The sequence below is a fragment of the Streptomyces sp. CLCI03 genome (assembly GCF_053615355.1).
The window spans coordinates 278,972-300,324 of sequence record NZ_CM132132.1 but is presented as its reverse complement, the minus strand read 5'-3'; the positions used below and the strand labels follow the sequence as shown (position 1 = coordinate 300,324).

The 21,353-nt window shown below is 72.1% G+C and carries 14 protein-coding genes; 6 read left to right on the top strand and 8 right to left on the bottom strand.

The window, feature by feature from the left end:
* Nucleotides 1-264: 264 nt before the first annotated feature.
* Nucleotides 265-1,815, bottom strand: a complete 1,551-nt coding sequence (locus ACWG52_RS01390; protein WP_453127531.1) for an alpha/beta hydrolase — start codon at nucleotides 1,813-1,815, stop codon at nucleotides 265-267.
* Nucleotides 1,816-2,115: 300 nt separating this feature from the next.
* Nucleotides 2,116-4,422: an ADP-ribosyltransferase domain-containing protein gene (locus ACWG52_RS01385; RefSeq protein ID WP_389802627.1), complete on the bottom strand. Its 2,307-nt coding sequence runs from the start codon at nucleotides 4,420-4,422 to the stop codon at nucleotides 2,116-2,118.
* A gap of 367 nt (nucleotides 4,423-4,789) precedes the next feature.
* Here ACWG52_RS01385 and ACWG52_RS01380 point away from each other — a divergent pair, with 367 nt between their 5' ends.
* Entirely contained in the window at nucleotides 4,790-6,280 is a 1,491-nt protein-coding gene (locus ACWG52_RS01380) for an MFS transporter (protein WP_390138988.1), read from the top strand.
* Between the two features lie 137 nt (nucleotides 6,281-6,417).
* Here the strand turns inward: ACWG52_RS01380 and ACWG52_RS01375 are convergent, their stop codons facing one another.
* From ACWG52_RS01375 to ACWG52_RS01360, 4 genes are all read right to left on the bottom strand, one after another.
* Nucleotides 6,418-6,867, bottom strand: a complete 450-nt coding sequence (locus tag ACWG52_RS01375; RefSeq protein ID WP_389802633.1) for a hypothetical protein — start codon at nucleotides 6,865-6,867, stop codon at nucleotides 6,418-6,420.
* 515 nt (nucleotides 6,868-7,382) lie between these two features.
* Nucleotides 7,383-7,952 (bottom strand): hypothetical protein, encoded by a 570-nt coding sequence (locus ACWG52_RS01370; protein ID WP_389802635.1) that lies wholly within the window; start codon nucleotides 7,950-7,952, stop codon nucleotides 7,383-7,385.
* A gap of 340 nt (nucleotides 7,953-8,292) precedes the next feature.
* The gene (locus ACWG52_RS01365) at nucleotides 8,293-8,607 is read right to left on the bottom strand and encodes a hypothetical protein (RefSeq protein WP_389802638.1); all 315 of its coding nucleotides are present in this window, start codon (nucleotides 8,605-8,607) and stop codon (nucleotides 8,293-8,295) included.
* A gap of 1,967 nt (nucleotides 8,608-10,574) precedes the next feature.
* Nucleotides 10,575-10,940, bottom strand: a complete 366-nt coding sequence (locus ACWG52_RS01360; RefSeq protein ID WP_389802640.1) for a MerR family transcriptional regulator — start codon at nucleotides 10,938-10,940, stop codon at nucleotides 10,575-10,577.
* 339 nt (nucleotides 10,941-11,279) lie between these two features.
* Here ACWG52_RS01360 and ACWG52_RS01355 point away from each other — a divergent pair, with 339 nt between their 5' ends.
* From ACWG52_RS01355 to ACWG52_RS01345, 3 genes are all read left to right on the top strand, one after another.
* Nucleotides 11,280-12,209 carry an NADP-dependent oxidoreductase gene (locus ACWG52_RS01355; RefSeq protein ID WP_389802644.1) on the top strand — a complete coding sequence of 310 codons (930 nt, stop codon included), beginning with the start codon at nucleotides 11,280-11,282 and terminating at the stop codon, nucleotides 12,207-12,209.
* 276 nt (nucleotides 12,210-12,485) lie between these two features.
* On the top strand, nucleotides 12,486-13,109 hold the full coding sequence (locus ACWG52_RS01350) for an ankyrin repeat domain-containing protein (RefSeq protein WP_453127526.1): 624 nt from the start codon (nucleotides 12,486-12,488) through the stop codon (nucleotides 13,107-13,109).
* Entirely contained in the window at nucleotides 13,106-14,227 is a 1,122-nt protein-coding gene (locus ACWG52_RS01345) for a hypothetical protein (protein WP_453127524.1), read from the top strand. The genes ACWG52_RS01350 and ACWG52_RS01345 overlap by 4 nt, the downstream gene beginning before the upstream one ends.
* Before the next feature lie 43 nt (nucleotides 14,228-14,270).
* Here the strand turns inward: ACWG52_RS01345 and ACWG52_RS01340 are convergent, their stop codons facing one another.
* Together ACWG52_RS01340 and ACWG52_RS01335 are read right to left on the bottom strand one after the other, a co-directional pair.
* On the bottom strand, nucleotides 14,271-14,552 hold the full coding sequence (locus ACWG52_RS01340) for a hypothetical protein (RefSeq protein ID WP_389802653.1): 282 nt from the start codon (nucleotides 14,550-14,552) through the stop codon (nucleotides 14,271-14,273).
* Complete coding sequence (locus ACWG52_RS01335) at nucleotides 14,549-15,286, bottom strand: HNH endonuclease family protein (RefSeq protein ID WP_389802655.1); 738 nt, start codon at nucleotides 15,284-15,286, stop codon at nucleotides 14,549-14,551. Before ACWG52_RS01335 ends, ACWG52_RS01340 begins: the two co-directional genes overlap by 4 nt.
* A gap of 201 nt (nucleotides 15,287-15,487) precedes the next feature.
* On the opposite strand from ACWG52_RS01335, the gene ACWG52_RS01330 reads away from it, so the two are divergent.
* Nucleotides 15,488-16,354: a DUF4132 domain-containing protein gene (locus tag ACWG52_RS01330; protein ID WP_266360204.1), complete on the top strand. Its 867-nt coding sequence runs from the start codon at nucleotides 15,488-15,490 to the stop codon at nucleotides 16,352-16,354.
* Nucleotides 16,355-16,377: 23 nt separating this feature from the next.
* Entirely contained in the window at nucleotides 16,378-21,279 is a 4,902-nt protein-coding gene (locus ACWG52_RS01325; RefSeq protein ID WP_453129109.1) for a DNA-binding protein, read from the top strand.
* The last annotated feature ends 74 nt before the right edge of the window (nucleotides 21,280-21,353 follow it).

Below are 21,353 nucleotides of genomic sequence, written 5' to 3'. Positions count from 1 at the left end.
GCGACCAGGAGCGCACCCCGGCACCGGCGGGCCTTTGGCTCAACCACGACGCCGGCACGCCACTCGGCGCTGTCCTCCGCGCACCCGGCATCGCCGTGCTCTGGCTCACCCGTGCAGCACAACGGGCAGCGATGGAGCCGGCCCTGCTGCTCAGGATCTGGGCAGGCCTGGGCGCACGGGGCCTGAGTGTCTTCCTGTACTCGATCGGTCAGGACGTGGCCGTGAAGAACAACCGAGGGCGAGGGCGTCCGGGCCACGTTCGACCTACCGGCCGGCGGTCGGGTCGGGCAGCGGCTTGCCCTCGCACGAGGCATCCTCGGTCGGCATCCGGCCGTCGACGAGGAAGCCCTCGACGTACGCGTCCACACAGGGGTTGTGCGACTGGTAGACGCCGTGGTCGCCGCCGCCGACGGTGATCAGCCGGGATCCGGCCGTCCCCTGGTGGGCCCGCAGCGCGCCCTCGTAGTACGTGGCCGGGTCGTGGCGCGAGTTGAGCATCATGATCGGCGGCAGGCCCCGCCCGGTGACCTGCACCCGGGGCGCCTGGGAGCGCGGCCAGGCGGCGCAGACCGAGGCGAAGGTCAGCTCACGGGCCCCGGCCATCGGGTACGCGGCGCTGTCGGCCGCGCTGCGGCTGACCCAGAAGGCGCTGTCGTGGTTCCACGGGGTGTCCTGGCAGATGACGGAGAAGAAGTCCGCCGCGAACTGCGCCCCCAGTGGGTGCTTCAGTTTCTCGGCCAGGGCTCTGCGAGCGGCCTGCGGAGCCGCCTCGGGGTGCTCCAGTACATCGAGCAGCGCCGCCAGTTCGGGGAAGCGGTCGCCGCTGTAGACGAGGGAGGTGGCGGCGTCGTCGAGGTGGTTGGGGGTGATCGTCGTCCCCTCCAGGTCGAGGGGGTGCTCGCTCAGCGTGCGCCGCAGCCGCTCGTACGAAGCCTTGGCCTCCTCGGCGGTCCGGCCCCGGTGGTACGTCGCGTCGTTCGCGGCGAGCCAGGGCAGGAAGTCCTGTTCGAACCGGCGCTGGAAGCTCATCGGCTGGCCCGTCAGGAACTTCTGCCAACTGCCCGTGAAGCCGATGTTGCTGTCGAGCACCACCCGGTCGACCCGGCGCGGGAACTCGGTTGCGTAGTAGGCGCCGAGAAGGGTGGCGTACGAGGGTCCGTAGTAGGACACCTTCGACTCGCCGAGCAGCGCCCGGAACAGGTCCATGTCGTGCACGGCCTGGTCGGTGGTGATGTACGGGAGCAGATCGCCCGACCTGCGCTCGCAGTCCCGTACGAAGTTCCGCGCCCGGTCCACGGTGGCGTCCACGGCCCGACGAGAGCGGTCGCGCAGGTCGCCGCTGGTGAACAGGGCGTCCACCGTGTCCTGGTCGGAGCAGAGCACCTGCGTGCTCGCCCCGACCCCGCGCTGGTCGAAGCCGACGATGTCGTATGCGGCCGCCACCTTGGGCGAGTACGCGGCCGGCCCCGCCGGCCGGCCCAGCCCCGAGGCACCCGGCCCGCCGGCCGCCATCATCAGCACGCCCCGCCGCGCGGCGGGGTCCGCGGCCCGGTGCCGGGACACCGCGACGGTCAGGTCCGCCCCCGTGCCCGGGTGGTACCAGTCGCGCGGCACCGTCATGGAGGCGCACTCCAGCGCACCCGTCCGGCACGGTTGCCGGTCGAGGCGCTGCTGCGCGTACCGTGCGGGCACGGCCGGCGCGCCGCCGGCCTCCGCCCCGGCGGCGCTCGCCGGCGACGCGGGCAGGGCGGCGAGAGCGAGCAGCCCGCACGCGGCGGCCGTGGCCCACCGCGCGGGCTTCGTGAAGAGGTGCATGTGAGTGGTTCCCCCGGTCGGAGCGATTCGGTACACACCGATCCTCCGAGAACCGGGTCCACCGGACGATCCCCCCACTGCCCGCATCCGGGGTGGTGCCGGCACCACCCCGGATGGCCAGGCCGGCTCGACCCCGTCGAGGCCCGACGCGGCCTCGGAAGTCGCGACCACCAAGCTGCCCCGCCCCGTCTGGCCGTGCGCCAGGCCCGTCGGACCACACCGGACGGGTGTTGACCGTGTGAGCGTGGCCGGAGGCTTCCACGCGGACGAGCCGGCCGCCGACTCGTCCGGGGCGCGGGGTCAGGACACCATGAGGGCGTCGTCGACCTCGGTCAGCCTGACCGTGTGGAGGCCGCTGCGCTCGCTCTTGACGTCCGTCACCTTGAGCTGTGTGCCCGGGGCGAGGATGTACTCCTCCTCCCCCGTGAACGCGGAGAACCTCTTGATCCCGACCGCCTTGGCGGGGGTCACCTCGAAGAGCGTGCGCTTGCCACGGCTGCCCAGGAAGGACCGGGCCACGTGCAGTTGGGAGGTGCACGAGGAAACGCCCCACCAGGTGACCGTCCGGCCCACCGGGTACTGCGCCCGCAGGTCCAGCGACACGCCGCGCCACAGCGGCTGCGTGTGCGCGGGCAGCCCGGAGACCGCGGAGAACAGCAGCCGCAGGTACGGGAGGTAGGGCGTGACCGCAGTGCGGTCCGGGGAGCGTAGGACGGCGTTGATCTCGCGGTAGAACGCGGACTCGCAGGTGTAGAGGTGGAGCGCGGCGATCGCGTCGGCGGACAGGCCGGCGGACGTCTCGTCCGCCCGCCGCTTGCCGAAGTCGTGGGAGCGGTCTATGTGTCCGGCGAGCCCGGCCAGCGTCCGGGCGACGGGTGCGACGGCTTCTTGGAAATCCATCAGCGGGGTGTCGAACACGCCGGTGATCGCGGGGAGGACCAGGCCCTCGTCCTTGACGCTGGTGAGCCGCTCCAGGTACAGCTGGTGCAGGTTCATCGTCGACTCGATGAAGGCACCCATACGTGCCGCGACTCCCGCGTCCGCGCCGGCCGTTCCCTGATCCCACCCCTTGCTCGGCAGCCAGTCGACCGGGTCGGCGCCCAGCGACGCGAGGGCTTCGTTCACCAGGGCGAAGTGGTCGCCCTCGCAGAAGATGTCGCCCTGCGCCGCCGGGTTCGCGTGGTCGATGTGCCGGACCTCGACGTCCGGGTACTTCTCCTGCAGTCGCAGGACGACCCGCTTGAGGTTGCGGGCGTGCGCCCCCCACCAGGCGAAGACGATCCCGCGGTCCTCCTCGTCGGCGTCCTGCTTGGCCTTGAGGATCTCCTCGACGATGCGTTCGGCGACGGGCCGCCAGAACGCCGTGTGCTGGTCGGCGCCCATCGCTCCGTCGCCGCTGGCGGTGAGGGAGGCGTTCAGCAGCAGTACGCCCTGTGTGAGCATCGCCTGGAACCACTCCGGCGGCTGGACGGTGTCCCGCTCCTTCAACAACGCGCGTACCTCGGCGATGGGCGTCTTCTTGGCTATGCCGTACTTCCACATCGCCGCCGCCTTGATGAGGCAGCGGATGCTGACGACCCGGCCGAACTGGCTGTCCTTCCAGTCGCTGAAGGTGTTGTCGAACATGGCTATGCCGGTCGCGCTCTCCGGCCGAGGGTAGGGATTCTGGCCGAAGGCGACGACCTTCCACTTGTGCGGCGGGTTGGGCTTGAGCGCTTGGAAGGTCAGCTCGCGCACCGGGACGACCTCGGGGCTGCGGCCCTTCCCGATGAACCGGGGGGCGTCCGGCAGCGCCTCGATGACCGGCTTCAGGAGCGGAAGCCAGGGCTCGCCACCGCCGTCGAAGAGTTCGGTGAGAGCCAGGGGGTCGTTCGCGTCGGTCATGGGAGAGCAGCTCTCGTTCGTGTCGGTGGAGGAAGGGAGGTGGCCGGCGGAGACGGACTCGGCGGGCTTCGGCGGCACGATGCGTCGCCGCTCCTCGACAGGGGCCTTCTCGATGCCGTTCAGCTGCGTGGTGATCGTGGCGCGCAACTCGTCGTCGTCCTGGAACCAGTGGTCGTGGAAGAGGGTGTAGCCGGTCCACATGAGGTTGGCGCACAGCCGGGCAGGGACGCGGCCGGTCTGCGCGCCCATCCCGACCAGGGCCACGGAGCGGATGCTGCCCGGCGTCCGCCGGTTCTGCCGGTGAACGGCCTGGAACGCGGCGGCGCAGGCCAGTGCCACGTTCAGTGTGGCGCTCACGTTCTGCGAGGACTGCACCATGGTCGGGGTCGATATCAGGTACCGGGGGACGGCCGTGCCCGACGGGACGCAGACCGCGCTGCCCACCGGGAGGACTCCGGCGAACCGGTCTCGGATCGCGCGCTGAACCCGTACCTGGATGCCGGATCCGAGGTGGCGCTTGATGGCGGCGTCGACGCCGCCGTCCATCCGGCCCCGGGAGTTCGTGGGGGTGACCCAGGCGTCGACGTCCTCGTCGAGGATCGAGCCACAGCGGATCTCGATGCCGGGGGTGTCCGCGAACGCCGCCCGCCACGCCTCCACCACGTGCTCGTTCACATCGGCCAGCACCACCCTCAGCGTGGGCTGAACACTGCTTTCGGACATCATCCACTCCTGTCGGGAAACGGCCCCTTGCAACACCACGAACGTAGCCGTCACCACTGACAACGGTGCTCGGCCACGAGGGTGGTGAGGGGCCGTCACAGCCGCGTGAACGGCACGACGGCGGGGGCCACGGCAGTCCGCGCCGGCGGTGCCAGGTGTGTCGCGGCGGGTGTGTCCGGAGCCCGCGCGCAAGCGGGGACGTGTCCGCCGCCGGGCAGGTCGCGGGGGACGGCCCCGGCATCGGGCTGCGGGGCTGCGGGGCCGTGCTGCCGTGCGGGCAGCCGTCCGCGGCCGTGACCGCATGTCCTGCCGGTTCGCGGGAACCCGGCAGGGCAAGGGGGCGTTCGAGAAGGAGGAACAGGGAACCATGGCATCCGACTCGTCGCCGGTGCCCGTGCCGGCCACCACGGGCACCGTCACCACGGCCGTGCCGGCCCGCCTCGACCGCCTGCCGTGGTCCCGGTGGCACTGGATGATCGTGATCGGCCTCGGCACCGTCTGGATCCTCGACGGCCTGGAGGTCACCATCGTCGGCAACGTCGCCGGGCGCCTCGCCGAGGAAGGCAGCGGCCTCGACATCACCGCCGCCCAGGTCACCGGCGTCGCCGCCGCCCTCTACGTGGCAGGTGCCTGCTCCGGGGCGCTCTTCTTCGGCTGGCTGACGGACCGTTACGGCCGCAAGAAGCTCTTCATGGTGACCCTGGTCGTCTACCTGGGCGCGACCGCGATGACCGCGCTGTCCTTCGAGTCCTGGTGGTTCTTCCTCTTCCGCTTCCTCACCGGCTTCGGCATCGGCGGCGAGTACGCGGCCATCAACTCGGCGATCGACGAACTGATCCCGTCCCTCTACCGAGGCCGGGTCGACCTCATCATCAACGGCAGCTACTGGCTGGGCGCGATCGGCGGCGCCCTGCTGTCCGTCGTGATGCTGGACACCGAAATCTTCCCCAAGAACCTCGGCTGGCGGCTCAGTTTCGCGCTCGGTGTCGTCCTCGGCCTGGTCGTCCTCCTGGTGCGCCGGCACGTCCCGGAGAGTCCGCGCTGGCAGTTCATCCACGGCCGATCGGAGGACGCCGAGGAACTGGTGAGCTCGGTGGAGCACCGGATCGAGCGGGAGAAGGGCGAACGCCTCCCCCCACCGGCCGGCGAGATCACCGTCCACCAGCGTGCGAGCATCGGCTTCGGGCTGATCGCCAGGACGGTCTTCGGCCGCTATCCTCGCCGCGCGTTCCTCGGCCTGTCGCTCTTCATCGGCCAGGCGTTCCTCTACAACGCCATCACCTTCGGCTTCGGCACCATCCTCACGACGTTCTTCGACGTGCCGACGGGCAACACCGGCTACTACTTCGCCGTCATCGCCGCGGGCAACTTCCTCGGACCGCTGCTGCTCGGCACGTTGTTCGACACGCTCGGGCGCCGCATCATGATCTCCTCCACCTATCTGCTCTCGGGCGTCCTCCTGTTCGGCACGGCATGGCTGTTCGACCGGGGTTCACTGACGGCGACGACCATGACGGCCTGCTGGTGCGTGGTGTTGTTCTTCGCGTCGGCGGGCGCCTCCAGCGCGTACCTGACGGTCTCGGAGGTCTTTCCCATGGAGACCCGCGCCATGGCCATCGCCTTCTTCTACGCCCTCGGCACCGCGGCCGGTGGCATCAGCGGCCCGCTGATCTTCGCCGACCTGACCGAGTCGGGCGTGGTCGGTGACACGGCGCTCGCCTTCCGGATCGGCGCCGCGCTGATGTGCGCCGCCGGACTCGTGGCGGCGTTCCTGGCGGTCAAGGCCGAGCGACGCTCGCTGGAGGACATCGCCGAGCCGCTGTCGGTGGCGAAGGAGGCCCAGGCCGAATCGCGTTGACCGCCTCCTCGCCGGTCCGGGGGCGGCCTCTCGCGGGCTTTCGAACGTTCGGTTCCGCCATCAGCTCGTCGAGGACACGCTCGCCGAGCTGATGGCGGCGGCGGACCGGTTCGGCAGGCCCGTGAGGTGGTACGGCTTCAGTGGGCCGGTGTAGACGTCCGCTCCAGGCGGGCCGAATGCCTGGTGGTCCCGCGCACGGCAAGGAGGAACGCGACGATGGGGTCCGGTGCGGCCGGGGCATGTGCGCGCAGGATCTGGTAGCCGTCACCCGCGATGCCGTGGACGGTGCGCCGTTGCTGCAACCCCTCCTGAGGCTGCTCCACTTTGCCGGTCTCGGATTGATACTGGAGCGCGCAGGCACCTGCGGTGATGACTTCGGCGAGCCGGTTGGCGAAGGCCGCGTTGCACCCTCCGAGCCGGACGAAGCCATGGCCGGCCACGGGCCCGTCGTTGCTCAAGGAGGGAAGTGTCATGTCTGCGAGCGCGAGCGCTGCCTGAAGCTTGGTGACAGCATCTGCGCCGGCCTGGTAGGCGGTGTCCTGGCGCCGCTTGTACTGGGTTCGTTCCGTGTAGTTCAGTTCGTACATGTTGCTGATCTCTCGTGAAGGGCGTGGCGGCGAGGCGCCGGAGCGCATGTGTGTGTTCGGTCGAGCGGAGTGTGGCCCTGTGCCGGGTGGGCGCAAGCCCCTTGCGTACGACCCCCCCCCATGACTGCCACGGCGCTGATCACCTGAGCGGCAGTCCTGCCGCAGATGCAGTCGGGGCCACCTTCCGTTGCCGGGCATGATCGTTCCCCACGGCACGTCGGGCGGGTGTGCCGCAGCGATCGGACGCTCGGGGTGCGGGGGGAAGACGGGTAGACCGTCGGACTGAGTCTGGGCGCGGACCGTGACTATCGGATTCGATCTTCGTTTCAAAGGTGCAGGCGAGGCCCCTTTGACGTGTGGGAAGGATCGGGTTGGCCAGGGAGGAGTCAGCAGCTGCTACCGCATGTGCTCTTCACAGGCGCCGCCCGTGGGCCGATCGGCTCTCTGACCCATGGCCCGAGCCAAGGACCTTTGCGTCGGCCTGCGCACGTGGCACTGCGGCAGGCGTGCGACCGTCATGCGCCGTATCCGAATCGGTGGCCGTGGCTGTGGGACGAGTGGACCGCCCCGCTGTCGGCCGCGGCGTAGCCAGGAGTGACACTGCTCGCGCCGCGTCCGGCGGTCGTCGCCGTCTGCCTGAGCGGAGTGGGCACAGAGGCTGCCGGGTTGCGGTGTCGCGGAGCGGCCTGGCGAGGTGGTCGCGTGAGCGTGATCTGGCGGACCAGCTGTTGGAAGCAGGCCAGCGCCGCGACTGCGGGAAGCGCGGATGCCGCCCCGCCCGCGATGGTTCTGGGCGCCTGGGCCACGCACAGCAGCGTGGCCAGGGTGGAGAACAGCAACACGATGGACCAGGAGTGAAGCGCGCGGCGCTGGTGCAAGGCCGATCTGAGGATGGACAGGGAGGCGACCATCCAGGGGCCGTAGATCAGCAAGGGCCACCAGCTGACCACTTCGCGGGCCGTTTGGGGTCCGGCGCTGTGGCGCAGGGTGTCGCAGATGGCCACTCCGCTGAGGACGCTCACGACTGCCGCGATGGCGCCCACCAGCGTGGCGGTGAACAGACTGCCGGTTTGCAGCAGGGTCACGACGGGCGATTTCGGCAGGTTTCGCCGGTGCCCCCCGGAGGCTCGTGCGGGCGGACGCTTGGGAGCGGACTGCTTCAACCCTGCGACGAGGCCGATGGTGCCGGCCGTGTCACCGGTGCGGTCGAAGCCGCCTCGGGTGAGGGGCTCCCGCTGCCCGCCCGCAGCGCTCTCCTGGAGAAGGCCGGCGAGTTCCTCCGCCGGATCCCATGGTCGATTCACCTCGCCGGGTCCGCCGAGCGGTTGCCCGGGAGAGGGATGCTGAACGTGTTCCTGCCGGCCCCAGAACGCCGAGGTCTCCGGCTGGGGGCGGACACCGTGGATGTCCGGGTACCCGTACGACTCATACACGGGAGCTGCCACCCGAGCGCTCGCCGACAGCCGTTGCGGACGCTGCCGCGTTCCCCAACCGCCTGCCGAAGTCGGTCTGGATCAGGCTCATCGTATGAAGAAACTCCTCAAAGATCGAGGACGAGTAACTGAGATCGATTTCCAGACTCTCGTCTTCCAGCGTCGCGTTCCGGGTCGCGCCACAGTCGGCTGAGCCCGGAATGAAAAGCCACTTCCCGACCCGGATCGCCCCGGAGCGAAAACTGTCTCCTTGTTCGTCTTCGTCCGCAGTCCTGCGGAGGAAGGCGGGGAGCTTTGCTGTTGTCATATTCCATAAACGCTGTCGATGTTGGTCAGGGTGTGCGCCATCCGGGTGATGGTGGCGCACGGGTACGTTTTGGGCCCTGTCGTATCGATTTCAACAAACAGCCGGAACGTTATTTCTTCTGCCGCGCCGGCGCGCTGCTCAGGTAAAGAAGAGCCTCGGCTCGATGCGGGACTCCGGCGAGCGGGACCCGCCACCTCCGCACTTCCGCGGGGCCGGCCGACGGCGATGCGGCCACGTTCCGCACGACCGTCCTCCGCCTTCCGATCGGGACGCGTCCGCGCCTGTCGCAGGCTCTCGCCGCAGGCCGCCGTTCCACGTTTCCTCTTGGCGTCGGGCCCTGTCGTGGGCTCGGCCGACGCTGCTTCCCGGGGCTTGGGCGGCTCTGTGGCCCTCAGGTGTGTTCACCCGAGGCTTGGAGCTTGGGGGTTCGACTGATCATCGGCAAATAGGTCGAGATGTGAAGGCTGACGGGTTGCCGCGCATGGCTGCAATCGGGGGACAGGACGCAACCAGGCATATGCCCTTGCGTTATGCCGTGCGATCGCCGGGCTTCGGACCGGGCGGTACTCACCACCACAACCTTCGAAAGGATCAGCTGTGGGAGACATCTTCCTGTGGATCGTGCTGATTTCCGCGACGCTGGGCACAGTTCTCACGGCGTTGTACTCAACGCGGGCCGGCCGTCTCTGGGCGGTGGACACCCTTGAGCTGAGGCGCCAACGACGCTTCAGGCAGGTTCTGTCCCTGCACGTGGACGCCACTGAGCTGTCTCGCCGGGAAGCGGCGGTGCCCGTACGGCCGGGGGAGGCGCCTGATGGCGTCCCCACGACCGGATCGTTCATGAGCCATGTCGGCCACCCGTCCTACGGTCGAACCCTCCCTTGCCGGCGGCCGACCCCACCCGCTGAACCACTGCGGCTCTGAGAGCGCAGTGCTCGCGCCGCCTCGGTGCCGGGGCCTCGGGCGACGAGACCCCGGGGTGCGGTGAGCCGGCCGAAGGGGGGTCGGCGAGAGTCCGTCCAGCCCTTGCGCCGCGCCGGAACGCTGTCCCCTGCCGCGTGTCGGCAGGGCGCTCGGCCGGTCCGCCTGATCCGGCACGCCCAGCGGAAAGAGTGGTCAATATCGCCGAAACCCCGGCAACTGGCACATCGCTGCAGCGAGGTAAAAACCCCGGCAATTCGCGCATCGTCGGAGTGGGGCGAAAACCCCGGCAATTCGCACATTGCTGCTCTGTCGTCGTCGAATGAGTAATGTTTGAAAAGGTGGCGGCCGGTCTGATTCGTGCTCGCTCTATTCCGTCCTGAGCGACGAAGAGGAAGTTCGAAATTCCCGAACCGAAATAACTATCATTGGTCTGTCGTGGTGGGAGCCGTCCTCCGTGGATGGCGCGCCTCGGCAAGGTCCGTCCCGCCGGGATGCGCGGCAGCGAGGGCAGTTCGTTGCGCGGTCCGGCTTCCGGATCATCTGGACACCTGCGAGAAGGGTTGCGTGAGGATGGCCACCTGCGATGATGCGGCACCACGTGATCCATGGGCGACGGCACGACGGGTGGCGGGCAGGGTGCGGGCGGTGTTGATGCTGACGATCCGCCGCCTGGCCGAAGCAGGCACGGCCCGCGAAACCACCCCGCCCTGGACGATGATGAGCTCGATGTCAGAACTCCAGGACGAATACAGGTTGGGCTGCTCCCTGCCCCTGCCCCTACCCCCGCCTCCTCCGGCCGGGGTGGCGAACGACCCACATGAATGTCCATGGTGCCGATCCCTCGGAAGTCCTGAGACTCCTGGTCGGTCCGGGCCCACGGAGGACTGTTAGCGAGAGCGGCCGCCGGCCGGCCGTCGGTGAACCGGCGGGCGGCGGCCACCACCGTCTGCTCAGGAGAGTTCGGCCTGGACACGGTCGACCCGCCGGCGGGGGTGCGTGCCCCCCGGGGCTGGGTCGGGGCCCCACCCCTCGTGAGGGGTTGATCAGTCTTGCGCCACGTTCGCCACGTTCGCCGCGGTCACGTTCTCGATCACGTGGCCGAGCTTTGTCTTGGCCCGGGTCAGGTCCTGGATGCGTGTGGCGATGCGGTCGCGTTCGATGATGAGCTGGTCGAGCATGGCGGGGGTCGCGACGCCGGTGCTCACGCACGGCAGGAGTTCGACGACGGTACGGCTGGAGAGGCCGGCCGCGAAGAGGTCCTGGATGAGCTGGACCCGCTCCAGGGCTTCGTCGGGATAGTCCCGCTGCCCGCCCGGCGTCCGCGTCGATTCCAGGAGTCGCTGTTCCTCGTAGTAGCGCAGGGCCCGCACGCTGACCCCTGATCGCCTGGCAAGCTGTCCGATGCGCATGACGCAGGTCATTCCCTTCCCGCTCGTACCTCACGTTGACGTCAGGTCGACGCTAGCAATACCGGCTCCGGGGAACGCCCTTGGGGACCGATCGCGCCGTTGCGGTGCCGAGCCCGCCCGAGGGCACCTGGGTGTCGACCGTGACGGGTGGCGTGATCCCTCGTACCGGCGCAGCCCCCCTCGCGACGCCCTCCCGCTCGGCAACCTCACCGATCCGCGCCCGCCCTCTGCCGGCCGGGCGGCAGTTGGGGCTTGCACCTCACGTCAACGTCAGGTTCTAGAGTGGCGAGCGCCGGGATGAACACGTCATTTCGGCCCGTCGAAGTGAGGCAGACCCTTATGCGCGCAGCCCGGTTCCACGAATACGGCGGAGCGGAGAGCCTGGTGATCGAGCAAGCCCCCGACCCCCACCCCGGACCCGGTGAGATCCGTGTCCGCGTCGCGGCGGCCAGTGTCAATCCCATCGACTGGAAGCTGCGTTCCGGCGCCCTGCGCCAGATCTTCCCCCTGGATCTGCCCGTCATTCCCGGGCGCGACGGCGCCGGTGTGGTCGACGAGATCGGCGACGGGGTGCAGGGGGTGAGCATCGGCGACCGGGTCTTCGGGCTGGGCGGCGTCACCGGCGCGACCGCGGAGCTGCTCGTCCTTTCGGCGTGGGCGCACACCCCCGCCACGTGGAACGACGAGCAAGCCGCGGGCGCCGCTCTCGCGTCGGTGACCGCGATGCGTGGGCTCGACGCGCTCGGCCTTCTCGCGGGGCGCACCCTCCTCATCGAGGGCGCCGCCGGAGGCGTGGGCAGCGCGGCGGTCGAGATCGCCGTGGCCCGAGGTGTCGGCACCGTGATCGGGACAGCGAGCGAACGCAACCATGAGTTCCTCACCTCTCTCGGCGCCGTTCCCACCACCTACGGCCCCGGCCTCGCACAGCGCCTCAGCACCCTCGCTCCGCACGGCGTCGACGTCGTGCTCGACACCGCGGCCTCCGGCTCCCTGGACGACCTCGTGGCGATCGCGGGCGACCCGAAGCGCGTCGCGACGGTCGCCGACCACGCGGGCGGGCAGCGCCTGGGCACGCATGTGGCCGACGCGGTGAACGACTCCACCCTCCTCTCCGCGGCGGCGGAACTGGGCGGGCAAGGCCGCTACACACCCCGTATCGATCAGGCCTACCCCCTGGAGCGGATCGCCGACGCCCACGCGCACGCCGAGCGCGGACGTACCCGAGGGAAGATCGTGATCTGTATCTGCACAAGCCCACGAGGTAGGTGACGCGCGACGTGCCGGCCCGCGTGGCGAGCGTGGCCACCGGGGGACCTTGCTGACGAGCAGGATCGACAGCCCCGGCGGCGTGTTCCGCCGCGTACGTGCCGTCGCGGGGAGCCGGGCGCGGCCGCATCGGCCGATCGGTCGACCTGCGGGTCGGCCGGACCGCTCGCGCGGTCCGGCCGCCGGTCGGACCCACCGGCCGGCGCGGCGCGGCGAGCATGGACCGGGGGAGCGGGAGGGCGCACCCGGCCCTCCCCGCCCGGAGCCGAGAGGGACACCATGAACGCGCACGACCGACTCCTCCTCGACGGGGCCCGGCGCGGCGACGTGGCCGCGGCGGGCGCCGCGCTCGCAGCGGGCGCCGCCGTGGAGGCCCGCGACGAGGAACTGCGCACGCCGCTCCTGCTCGCCGCGCTCGGCGACCACGTGGCCGTGGCCGAACTGCTGGTCTCCGCCGGAGCCGACCCGAACGCCCCCGACTCCCGGCAGGACAGCCCCTGGCTGGTGACCGGCGTCACCGGCAGTGTGCGGATGATGCGCCTGCTGCTGCCCGCCGGACCCGACCTGAGGCAGCGCAACCGCTTCGGCGGGATCTCCCTCATCCCGGCCGCCGAGCGCGGGCACATCGCCTACGTGCGCGCCGTGCTGGAGGCGACGGACATCGACGTCGACCACGTCAACCGGCTCGGCTGGACGGCCTTGCTGGAGGCGGTGATCCTCGGCGACGGCGGTCCACGCCACGCGGAGGTCGTCACGGTCCTGCTCGCGGCCGGCGCCGATCCGCTGCTGCCCGACCACGAGGGCGTGACCGCCTACGAGCATGCCGTCCGCCGGGGCTTCGACGGCATGGCGCGGACCCTGAAGGCGGCGGCCGACGCCGCGGAAGCCGGGGCCGGCCGATGAGCCGCCGCACACGGGACACCCGTACCCGTACCCGCGGCGCCCTCGCGGCGATGGCCGCGGCCCTGCTGCTCGGCGCCTGCGCCGGGAACGCGCTGCCCACGCCGGCGCCCTCAGCCGCCTCCCCGCTGCCGGACACCGCCCCCACCCCGCAAGGACTGCTGCTGACCGCCGACTTCGGGGCCGACACCGTGTCCTTCGTGGACCCCGAGCGCGGCACGGTCGCCTCGGTCACCGTGGGCAGGGCCCCGTACGGGACGGCCCTGGGCGCGGACGGCCGGGCGTGGGTCGCCACCGCCGAGGGGGTGGCCGTCGTCGACACGCGCACCCGGGTACGCGTGGCCCTGATCCCGTACCGCACCGCCACCGGCCCCGTCACCGACGGCGAGTACCGGGGCGGCGGCATGGGCATCGCGCTGTCGCCCGACGGCGCGCACGCCTACGTCGGGGTCAACGTCCCCGGCACCACCGGGGTCCTGGAGGTCCTCGACACGGCGAGGAACGAGGTCACCGCCGTCGTACCGGTCGGCCGGCGTCCCTTCGACGTGGACGTGCCGGCGGACGGCGCCGAGGTCTACCTCACCGGGCACGACTCCTTCGACGTCACGGTGGTCGCGGCCGACTCGCTGCGCCCGCGCCGCATCGAGGTGGCCCCTTACGGCACCGAGGGCGGACTCGCCTCCTGGCTGAAGCCGCACTACGCGGTCGTACGCCCCACCGACGGGCACCTGCTGCTCCCCTTCGAGGGCGAGCGGTTGGCGGTGGTCGACCCGCGGACCGGGCGGACCCGGATCGAGCCGATGACCGCCGACACCCACCAGCACGGCGCCGCCCTCACACCCGACGGCCGGCTCCTGGTGGTCGGCACGGGCGCCGTGCGGCCGGGCGACGGCAACGGCCCCTCACTGACCGTCCGTGCCCCGGACGGCGCCGAGCGCGTGTACCCGCTCCAGGGCCCGCACGAGGACGTGGCCGTCTCCCGGGACGGCCGGACCGCCTACGTCACGGGCGGCTACACCCGGGACGGCTACTGGAACGGCATCACGGTCGTCGACCTCGACACCGGTGCCACCCGCCGACTCGCGGCGGGCGCCCGGCCCCTGGGCATCGCCGTCCTCTGAGCCCCCGCGCCCCGGTCGCCCCGCGCCGCGATCGCCCCGCGCCTCAGCCCGCCCCGCCGCCCGGCGCCTGCGCCCCGCCGCCCGCGCGGACCGCCGCGAGGGCGGCGGCGTGCAGGGCGGCCGGGGCGCCGTGATGGGCCCGGGGACTGCCGGTGAGCACGTACCACTCGTCGGCGTCCTTGTACTGGACGTCGAACCGGACCAGGCCTCCGGCCACCACCGTCGTGCGCAGCGTCAGCGGGCCGGTGATCACGCCGACCTCGTCGGTCATGGCGCCGCCCGGCCCGGCGAGCACCTCGTCCTGCCACTGGTCCTGCCCCGTCATGAGGCGCAGGTGTCCAGCATCGTGGTGAGCATCTTCTTCTCCGGTTCGGTGACGGTCAGTCCGTACGTGGATTTCACGGTGGTCCAGGCCCGCCCGTACTGGCACCAGCTCGCCTTGTCCGGCGGCTGCCACAGGTCGGGGCTCTGATCACCCTTGGAACGGTTCGAGGCCGCGGTCACGGCCAGCAGCTGGGGATGGGTCAGATCGTTGGCGAAGGCCTTGCGCCGCGCGGAGTCCCAGCCGGCCGCGCCCGAGCGCCAGCCCTCGGCGAGCGGCACCATGTGGTCGATGTCCATCTTTCCGGCCTCGGTCACGACCACCCCGTCGTAGAGGCTCTTCCAGGTGCCGGAGACGGCCTTGCACTCGGCGTCCCGGGTGACATCGGTCCCGTCGCGCTCCAGGACCACCTCACGGGTGTCGCACTTGTTTCCCTGCTGCGCCCAGTGCGTGAACTTGTCCCGGCTGTAGCCCGCCATGGTGCCCACCGGCGCCACCTGGAGCGCCGCCAACTGGGTGCGTGCCACGGCGGTGCTGACCATACCGGGCAGTACGTCCCCACCGGCCGGTTTGGCGTCGCCGCCAGGTGGGTTCGGCGCCTCGCCGGCAGGCGAGCCCGCGGGCGCGGACGCCTTCGGGTCCCCGCCACCCGCCGCCACCGGATCGGAGCACCCGGTGGCGGTGGCCGACAGCAGCGCCACCAGCACCGCACCCGACACACGTATCTGACGTCCCATAACCCCACCCCGAGCCGGTACCGCTGCGCACGCTGTCCCGGAAACACTACCCAGAACCGGACAATCAACCTACGGAGGCCCCTCCGACGGGCGTTGTCAGTGGCCCTCGCTAGTCTCCCGACATACCGCAGCTCAGGGGGGTCGGCTCCCCCCTGTCAAGGCTGCGCGGAACCGGAACGGACAGGCGGAGGGGCACGGCTGATGGCATGGCTGGCGGCGGGCGAGGGGTACGAGATCGCCCTGGTGGAGGGACGGGTGGCGGCGAGGTCCGCCACCGGGCGGACGGCGGGACGGCAGTTGAAGACACTGCCCAAGGCCCTGAAGGACCATCCCGAGGTGGACCGGCTGCGCAGGCTGGCCGCCTGGCTCGACCGGCACGAGGCGGCCTGCGCCGCGCAGGTCGACAGCTGGATGGTCTCCTCGCTGCCCGTGCCGACCGAACTGCTCGCCCGGGTCTGGCCGGACGAGGCCTGGCAGAGCGCCCTGCGCGACGTGGCCGTCGTCGGTGACGACCCGGACGAGGTGGGCTTCCTGCGGGACGCCACCGCCTCCGGTGAGCTGAAGGTGGTCAACCTCGACGGCGAGACCGTACGGCTCTCCCCGCGCACGGTGACCCTGCCGCACCCCGTGCTGCTGCCCGACCTGGACGACGTACGGGACTTCGCGGCCGAGCTGGGCATCGTCCAGCGGGTCGAGCAGATCCACCGGGCCACCTGGCTCAAGCCCACCGAGCTCGCCGCCACCGCCACCGAGGTCCGCGACTACGCGGGCGGGTCCTTCCCCACCCGCTTCAGCCTCGCCGCCCGGGCCACGAGCCTCGGCTACCGGGTCTCCGGCGGCTACGCCACCTGCAAGGTCCGGGACTCCGGGTCCGCGACCGAGGCCGCCGTGTGGATCGGCGAACCCTATTACGAGGACGAGACCACCACCGGCGCGCTGAGCTGGCACGACGAGGAAGGCCGGGGCGTACGCCTCACCGAGGTCGGACCGGTGGCCTGGTCGGAAGGCATGCGGATGGCCGCGGCGCTGTACGCCGGGCGCACGATCGAGGAAGGCGCGGACGCGTGAGCACCGACCAGGAAGACACCGAGATGAACAAGGCCGAACTGCTGCTCAAGTCCGGCGCCGTCCTGCCGCCCGGCACCACCGGCGCCGGCCCGGACGCCGTGGACCTGACCGCGCGCTCCTACCGTCACCCCGGTCTCGGCGACGACCGCGTCGTCGTCCGGCTCGCCCCCGCCGAGCTGGGCGCCGCCGAGGACCTCGCCGCCGGATTCCTGGGACTCGTACGGGACGAGGGCGAGCCGCCCGTCGTCGGCCTGAGCCGACGCCAGGCACTCGGCTTCCCCGAATGGGTCCTCGTGCACCACCCCGAGGACGGCCACCACGCCCTCGCCGTCGTCCCCGAACTCGACCGGATCGCCCGGCAGGCCAAGACCAAGCCCAAGGCCGCCCTCGACGCCTGCCTCGAACTCGCCGGTCGTCTCGCCGTGTCCGTCCCGCACTTCCTGCCCCTCTTCCACGAGCAGGCCGCGCGCCTCTTCCTCGCCGTCGAGAACACCACTTACGCCGCCCAGCTGTTCGGTCGGGCCCGCGACGCCGAGGCCCAGTACGGGCTGACCGTCGACGAGGACCGCCTCGACGCCGTCTTCCTCGAATTCGCCCTCGTCGGCGCCCTGCCGGTGAAGGTGCTCACCGGCTACGGCAAGGCCCTGGCCGCCCGGGTCACGCCCGCCGAGGCCTACGAGCGCTTCCGCCGCCTGTGCGTACGCCGCACCGCCGGCGGGCTGGCGCCCTCCGCCCAGGCCGCCACCGAACTACGCCGCCTCGCCCGCGCCGCGGGCCTGACCGGCACCGAACCCGAGCAGGACTACCTCGCCGAACTGCTGCCCCTGCCCGCCACCCTGCGCGCCGCGCTCGGCTGGTGGAAGGCCCACCGCGGCGCCCTCGTGGCGCTCGCCCGCCGCGTTCCCGCGATCCGCGGCACCCTCCTCGGACTGACCCCGCCCAGCGGCGACGGCGGCGATTTCACCGTCCTGTGGCTGGAGATCCTGGAGGAGTCCGGCGCCTCGGCCGGCCTCGCCGACGGGGAACTGCCCGCCGAGCAGCGCTGCGCCGACGGCACGGCCGGCTGGCTGGAGCGTTTCCACGCCGCCCGCCACGCCGGCTGGGGCCGCCGCCCCACGCTCCCGCTCCTCCTCGACCTCGTCGAGAACTGCGCCGACCGGCTGCGCACCGAACTCGCCGACCCCGGACGGGAAGCGGGCCTGCGGATCGGCGTCGAGGACGCCGACCTCCTCGACCTGCTGCTCGCCCTGGACGTCCCGGTCGTCGACCCCGAGGCCGGCGCCGAGGACCGGCGCCACCGGTACGACCACCTCAACCTGACCGAGTGGGCCGGCGGCGACCGGCGTCGCGACCTGCTCGCCCTCGCCGCCGACCAGCGCTTCCACCCGGCCTTCCGCCGGGCACTGAGCAACCTGGGCGACGGCAGCGCCGATGTCGTCCGCGCCGTCGCCGCCTCGCCCGGTGGCCGCCCGCTGCTGGCCGAGTGGATGCGCGACGTCGCCCTCGCCTCCACCGCCGCAGGCCTGCCCGGAGTCCCCGACGCCATCGCGCGCCTGAAGTGGCTGCCCACCGAAGCCCTGGAACTCGCCCCCGAGGAAGTGGCCGCCGCCGCGGCCGCGGACCTCGCCGAAACCCTCGCCCGTACCCTGCGCGGCGGCCTCTTCGAGGAACTGGCCTGGCCCTCCTGGGAAGAGGCACTCGACGAACTGAGCCCCGGCCAGGGCCGGGACGACCTGACCGTGGTCGAGGCCTGGCCGTACCTCATCGTCGCCAACCAGACCCAGGTCCGGGTCATCGACGCCGAGTCCACCGTCCTCACGCACGACCTGCGCGTGCCGACCGGGAACTCGTACAACCACGGCTTCCACTACGTCGACGGTGAACTCCTCGTCTTCTGGTCCTCCTGGAACAGCAACGGGATCCAGGGCTACTGGCACCACTCGCCCGGCACCGTCCTGACCCTGGACACCGACCGCGGCCACTGGTCGCTGCGCAGCGACCAGATCTCCCTGCCGCTCCCCGGCGGCGGGCGCGTCACGGGCGGCGGAGTCCTGCACCGCGGCGACACGAAGCTGCCGGACGAGCGCCCCTTGCTCTGCGACGGCACCTCGTACTGGGTGTGGCGGCGCCACGACCAGCAGAGCGACAGCGGCTGGTTCGAGTACGACCCGGCCGGCGGCACCTACGGGCGCGGGTCCCTGCCCGCGTTCTTCGCCGACGCCCGGCGCGCCGACTCCGACGCCGGGCAGCGCACCGGACAGCACGCCTGGCTGCGGCCCACGCCCACCGTCCCCGGCTCCGTCCTCGGCGAGCCCGCCGACGGCCTGATCGGCTGGCGGACCGTACGCCGTTCCGGCAACGGCTGGGAGGGGACCGACACCGGCGGCCGCACGGTCGCCGTGCCCGAAGGGCACGACGCGCCCGTCGCCGCCCTCCTCTTCCCCGGCGACGACCGGCCCCGCGCGCTGTCCCAGAGCTGGCGGGAGCTCAGCATCGGCGACCCGGACGGTGTGGTCACCGCCCGCTCGCGCGACGGCCACCGCCGCCGTTCCGCCTTCGGCACCGGTAGCGTGGACCTTCCGCCGCTGTCGCACTGGTACGCCCTGCGCCCCCGCGACACCGAGGGTTCGGCCGTCCTGCGCGCCGCCGACCGGGAGACGGCCGCCTCGCTCCTCAAGGCCGCCGCCGCGGCCGACAAGGCCGCCGACCTGCCCGATCTGGTCGCGGCGGCCCTACCACGGATCACCGCCCCCAAGATCATCGACGGCATCGTCGAGGTCCTCCGCTTCGCCCTCGCCCAGCAGAAGGACCTGGACGCGATCGCCGCCCGCCTGCACCCCGACACCACCCCCGTCGAGGAGCGCGAACAGGGCCCCGGCGACGGGCTGATCGTCGACGGGCTCAGCGGCCTCATCGGCTCCCGCTACTACCGCTGGAGCGGCGAGAGTGACGCCGTCCACTACACGCTGGGTCAACTCGACGCCGCCCGCACGCGGACCGACGACGCCCCGGTGCCCGGCCGGCTGCACTTCGACACGCCCGCGCTGCCGTACTGGTCCTTCCACTGGACCCCGTTGCTGGACCAGCCCGCGGCCGTCGCCTACCGCGCCGCCACCGTCGCACCCACCGACGAGCAGCGGGAGGCGCTGCTCACCCTCCTCGCCGCCGTCGACGCTCTCGGCCTGGATTCGGCCGAAGGCTCCGCGGACCGCTGGCGCCGGGTCCTGCTCCGCCTCGACCGGCAGCACCTGCTCACCCCGGACGGCGAGCGCAACGTCCACCACCGCAGCCTGCTGCCGCTCGGCGGCGGAGCGGTCCTCGCACTGAGCGAGCACAGCGAATCCGTACCCGAAGGCCACGAGTTCGGTGCCCTGCTGTACGACCCCACCGGCCGGTTCACCGTCCCCGGCCCCTACACCGTGCGCGGCGACGCCCCGCTCGGCGACCGCGCACGCGGCGCCGGCTGGCTGAGCGCCTTCCTCGGCGCGGCCGCCGAGCACGGCCCCGTGCCCTTCCGCCCGGAAGCCGCGGAGGAGTTCGCCGAGCTCACCGGTGTCTCCGGCGCCCTCGCCCGCCTGGTGATCGCCGGGCTCCCGGAGATCGACAGCAACGAACGCAACTTCCTGTCCCCGGAACTGCGCACCGCCCTCGGGGTCAAGGCCACCGAGGCCGCGTACGCCCGCGACGAGCTCAGGGGTCTCGACACCGAGCTGCGGCGGGCCGTCGTCGCGGCCCTGCTGCCCGCCGATCCGGCGAAGCTGTGGAGCGAGGGCCCCGACGTCGCCGCCGCCGCGGAACTCTGGAACGGGCGCGTGGGCCGTCGTACCCCCGTCCCCGACTGGCTGGCCGCGGAAGCCGCGCGCGCCGTCGGCGGCTCCTGGCCCGCGCACCGCGCCCTGGCCGCCCTGCTCGACCCGGCCGCCTCCCGCGAGCTCTCCGTCGACGTCCCGTGGACGGTGAAGGGCGACCACGTGGAGCCCGCCGAGCCGGCCTCCGGCCTCTTCACCGTGTCCGTCCTGACCGGCACGGTGGCCATGGCGTCCTGGCTGGCCCATCGGCTGCCCGCGGGGGATTCCGTACGAGCGGCCCTGCCGCCCGTGCTGACCGCCGTACGGCAGCGGCTCGCCGCGCCCGAACTGCTCCTGGAGATCGGGCACTACACCAGCCTGCCCGACTTCCGGAAGGCCGCGGGCACCCCGACCGAGACCGGCGAGGGCTACGAGCGCTACGGCGCCGTCGTCATGGCCACCCACGACGACCAGCCCAAGCCGGCACTGCGCCCGGCACTGCTGGACTCCACCGGCTCCGACCCGTACCTGCCGGTGCTGCGCGGCGACGACCAGCGGCCCTCCGCCGCCGAAGCGGCGCTGCGCACCACCCACGACCCGCGTTTCGCCGAGCTGCTCGCCGACCCCGGCGCCCCCGCGGCCGGCGCCGTGGCCGCGGACGGCACCTGGTGGCCGCAGGACCCGAGCCGCTCCGTCCCCGAGGTGGTGGAGGAGGCGAGCACCCGGTACGGACTGGGCGCCGACGCGGCCACCCTCTACCTCATGCTGCTCGCCATGCCCGACCCCACCGACCGCAACACCGCCCGGTGGACCGGCTGGAAGCCGGCCCGGCTCAAGGCCGCCCGCGCCGAACTGGCCGCCACCGACCTGGTGGTGGCCGCCGGCCGCAGCCGGGCCGGACGCTCGCTGTTCCTGCCCGGAGGGTGGGCCGAGATGTCCTCCCCGACGCTGCCGGTGGAGCAGTGGAAGCTTCCGATGTACGGCCTGGGCACCGGTCAGCGGCCCTGGCTGGGCGTACTGGTGCCGCTCGAACCGGCCGCGGAGCTCTACCGCCGGGCCTGGCGGCGGATCCAGGACGGCGACCTGCCGCGCTTCGAGGAGCTCAAGGTGAAGCGCACCCGCGCCCGCCGCCGATGAGGTGAGGCTGCGAGGCGCACCCGCGCCCGCCGCCGAACCGGCCGCCCCCGTACCCCGTCCGGCGCGGCGCACCT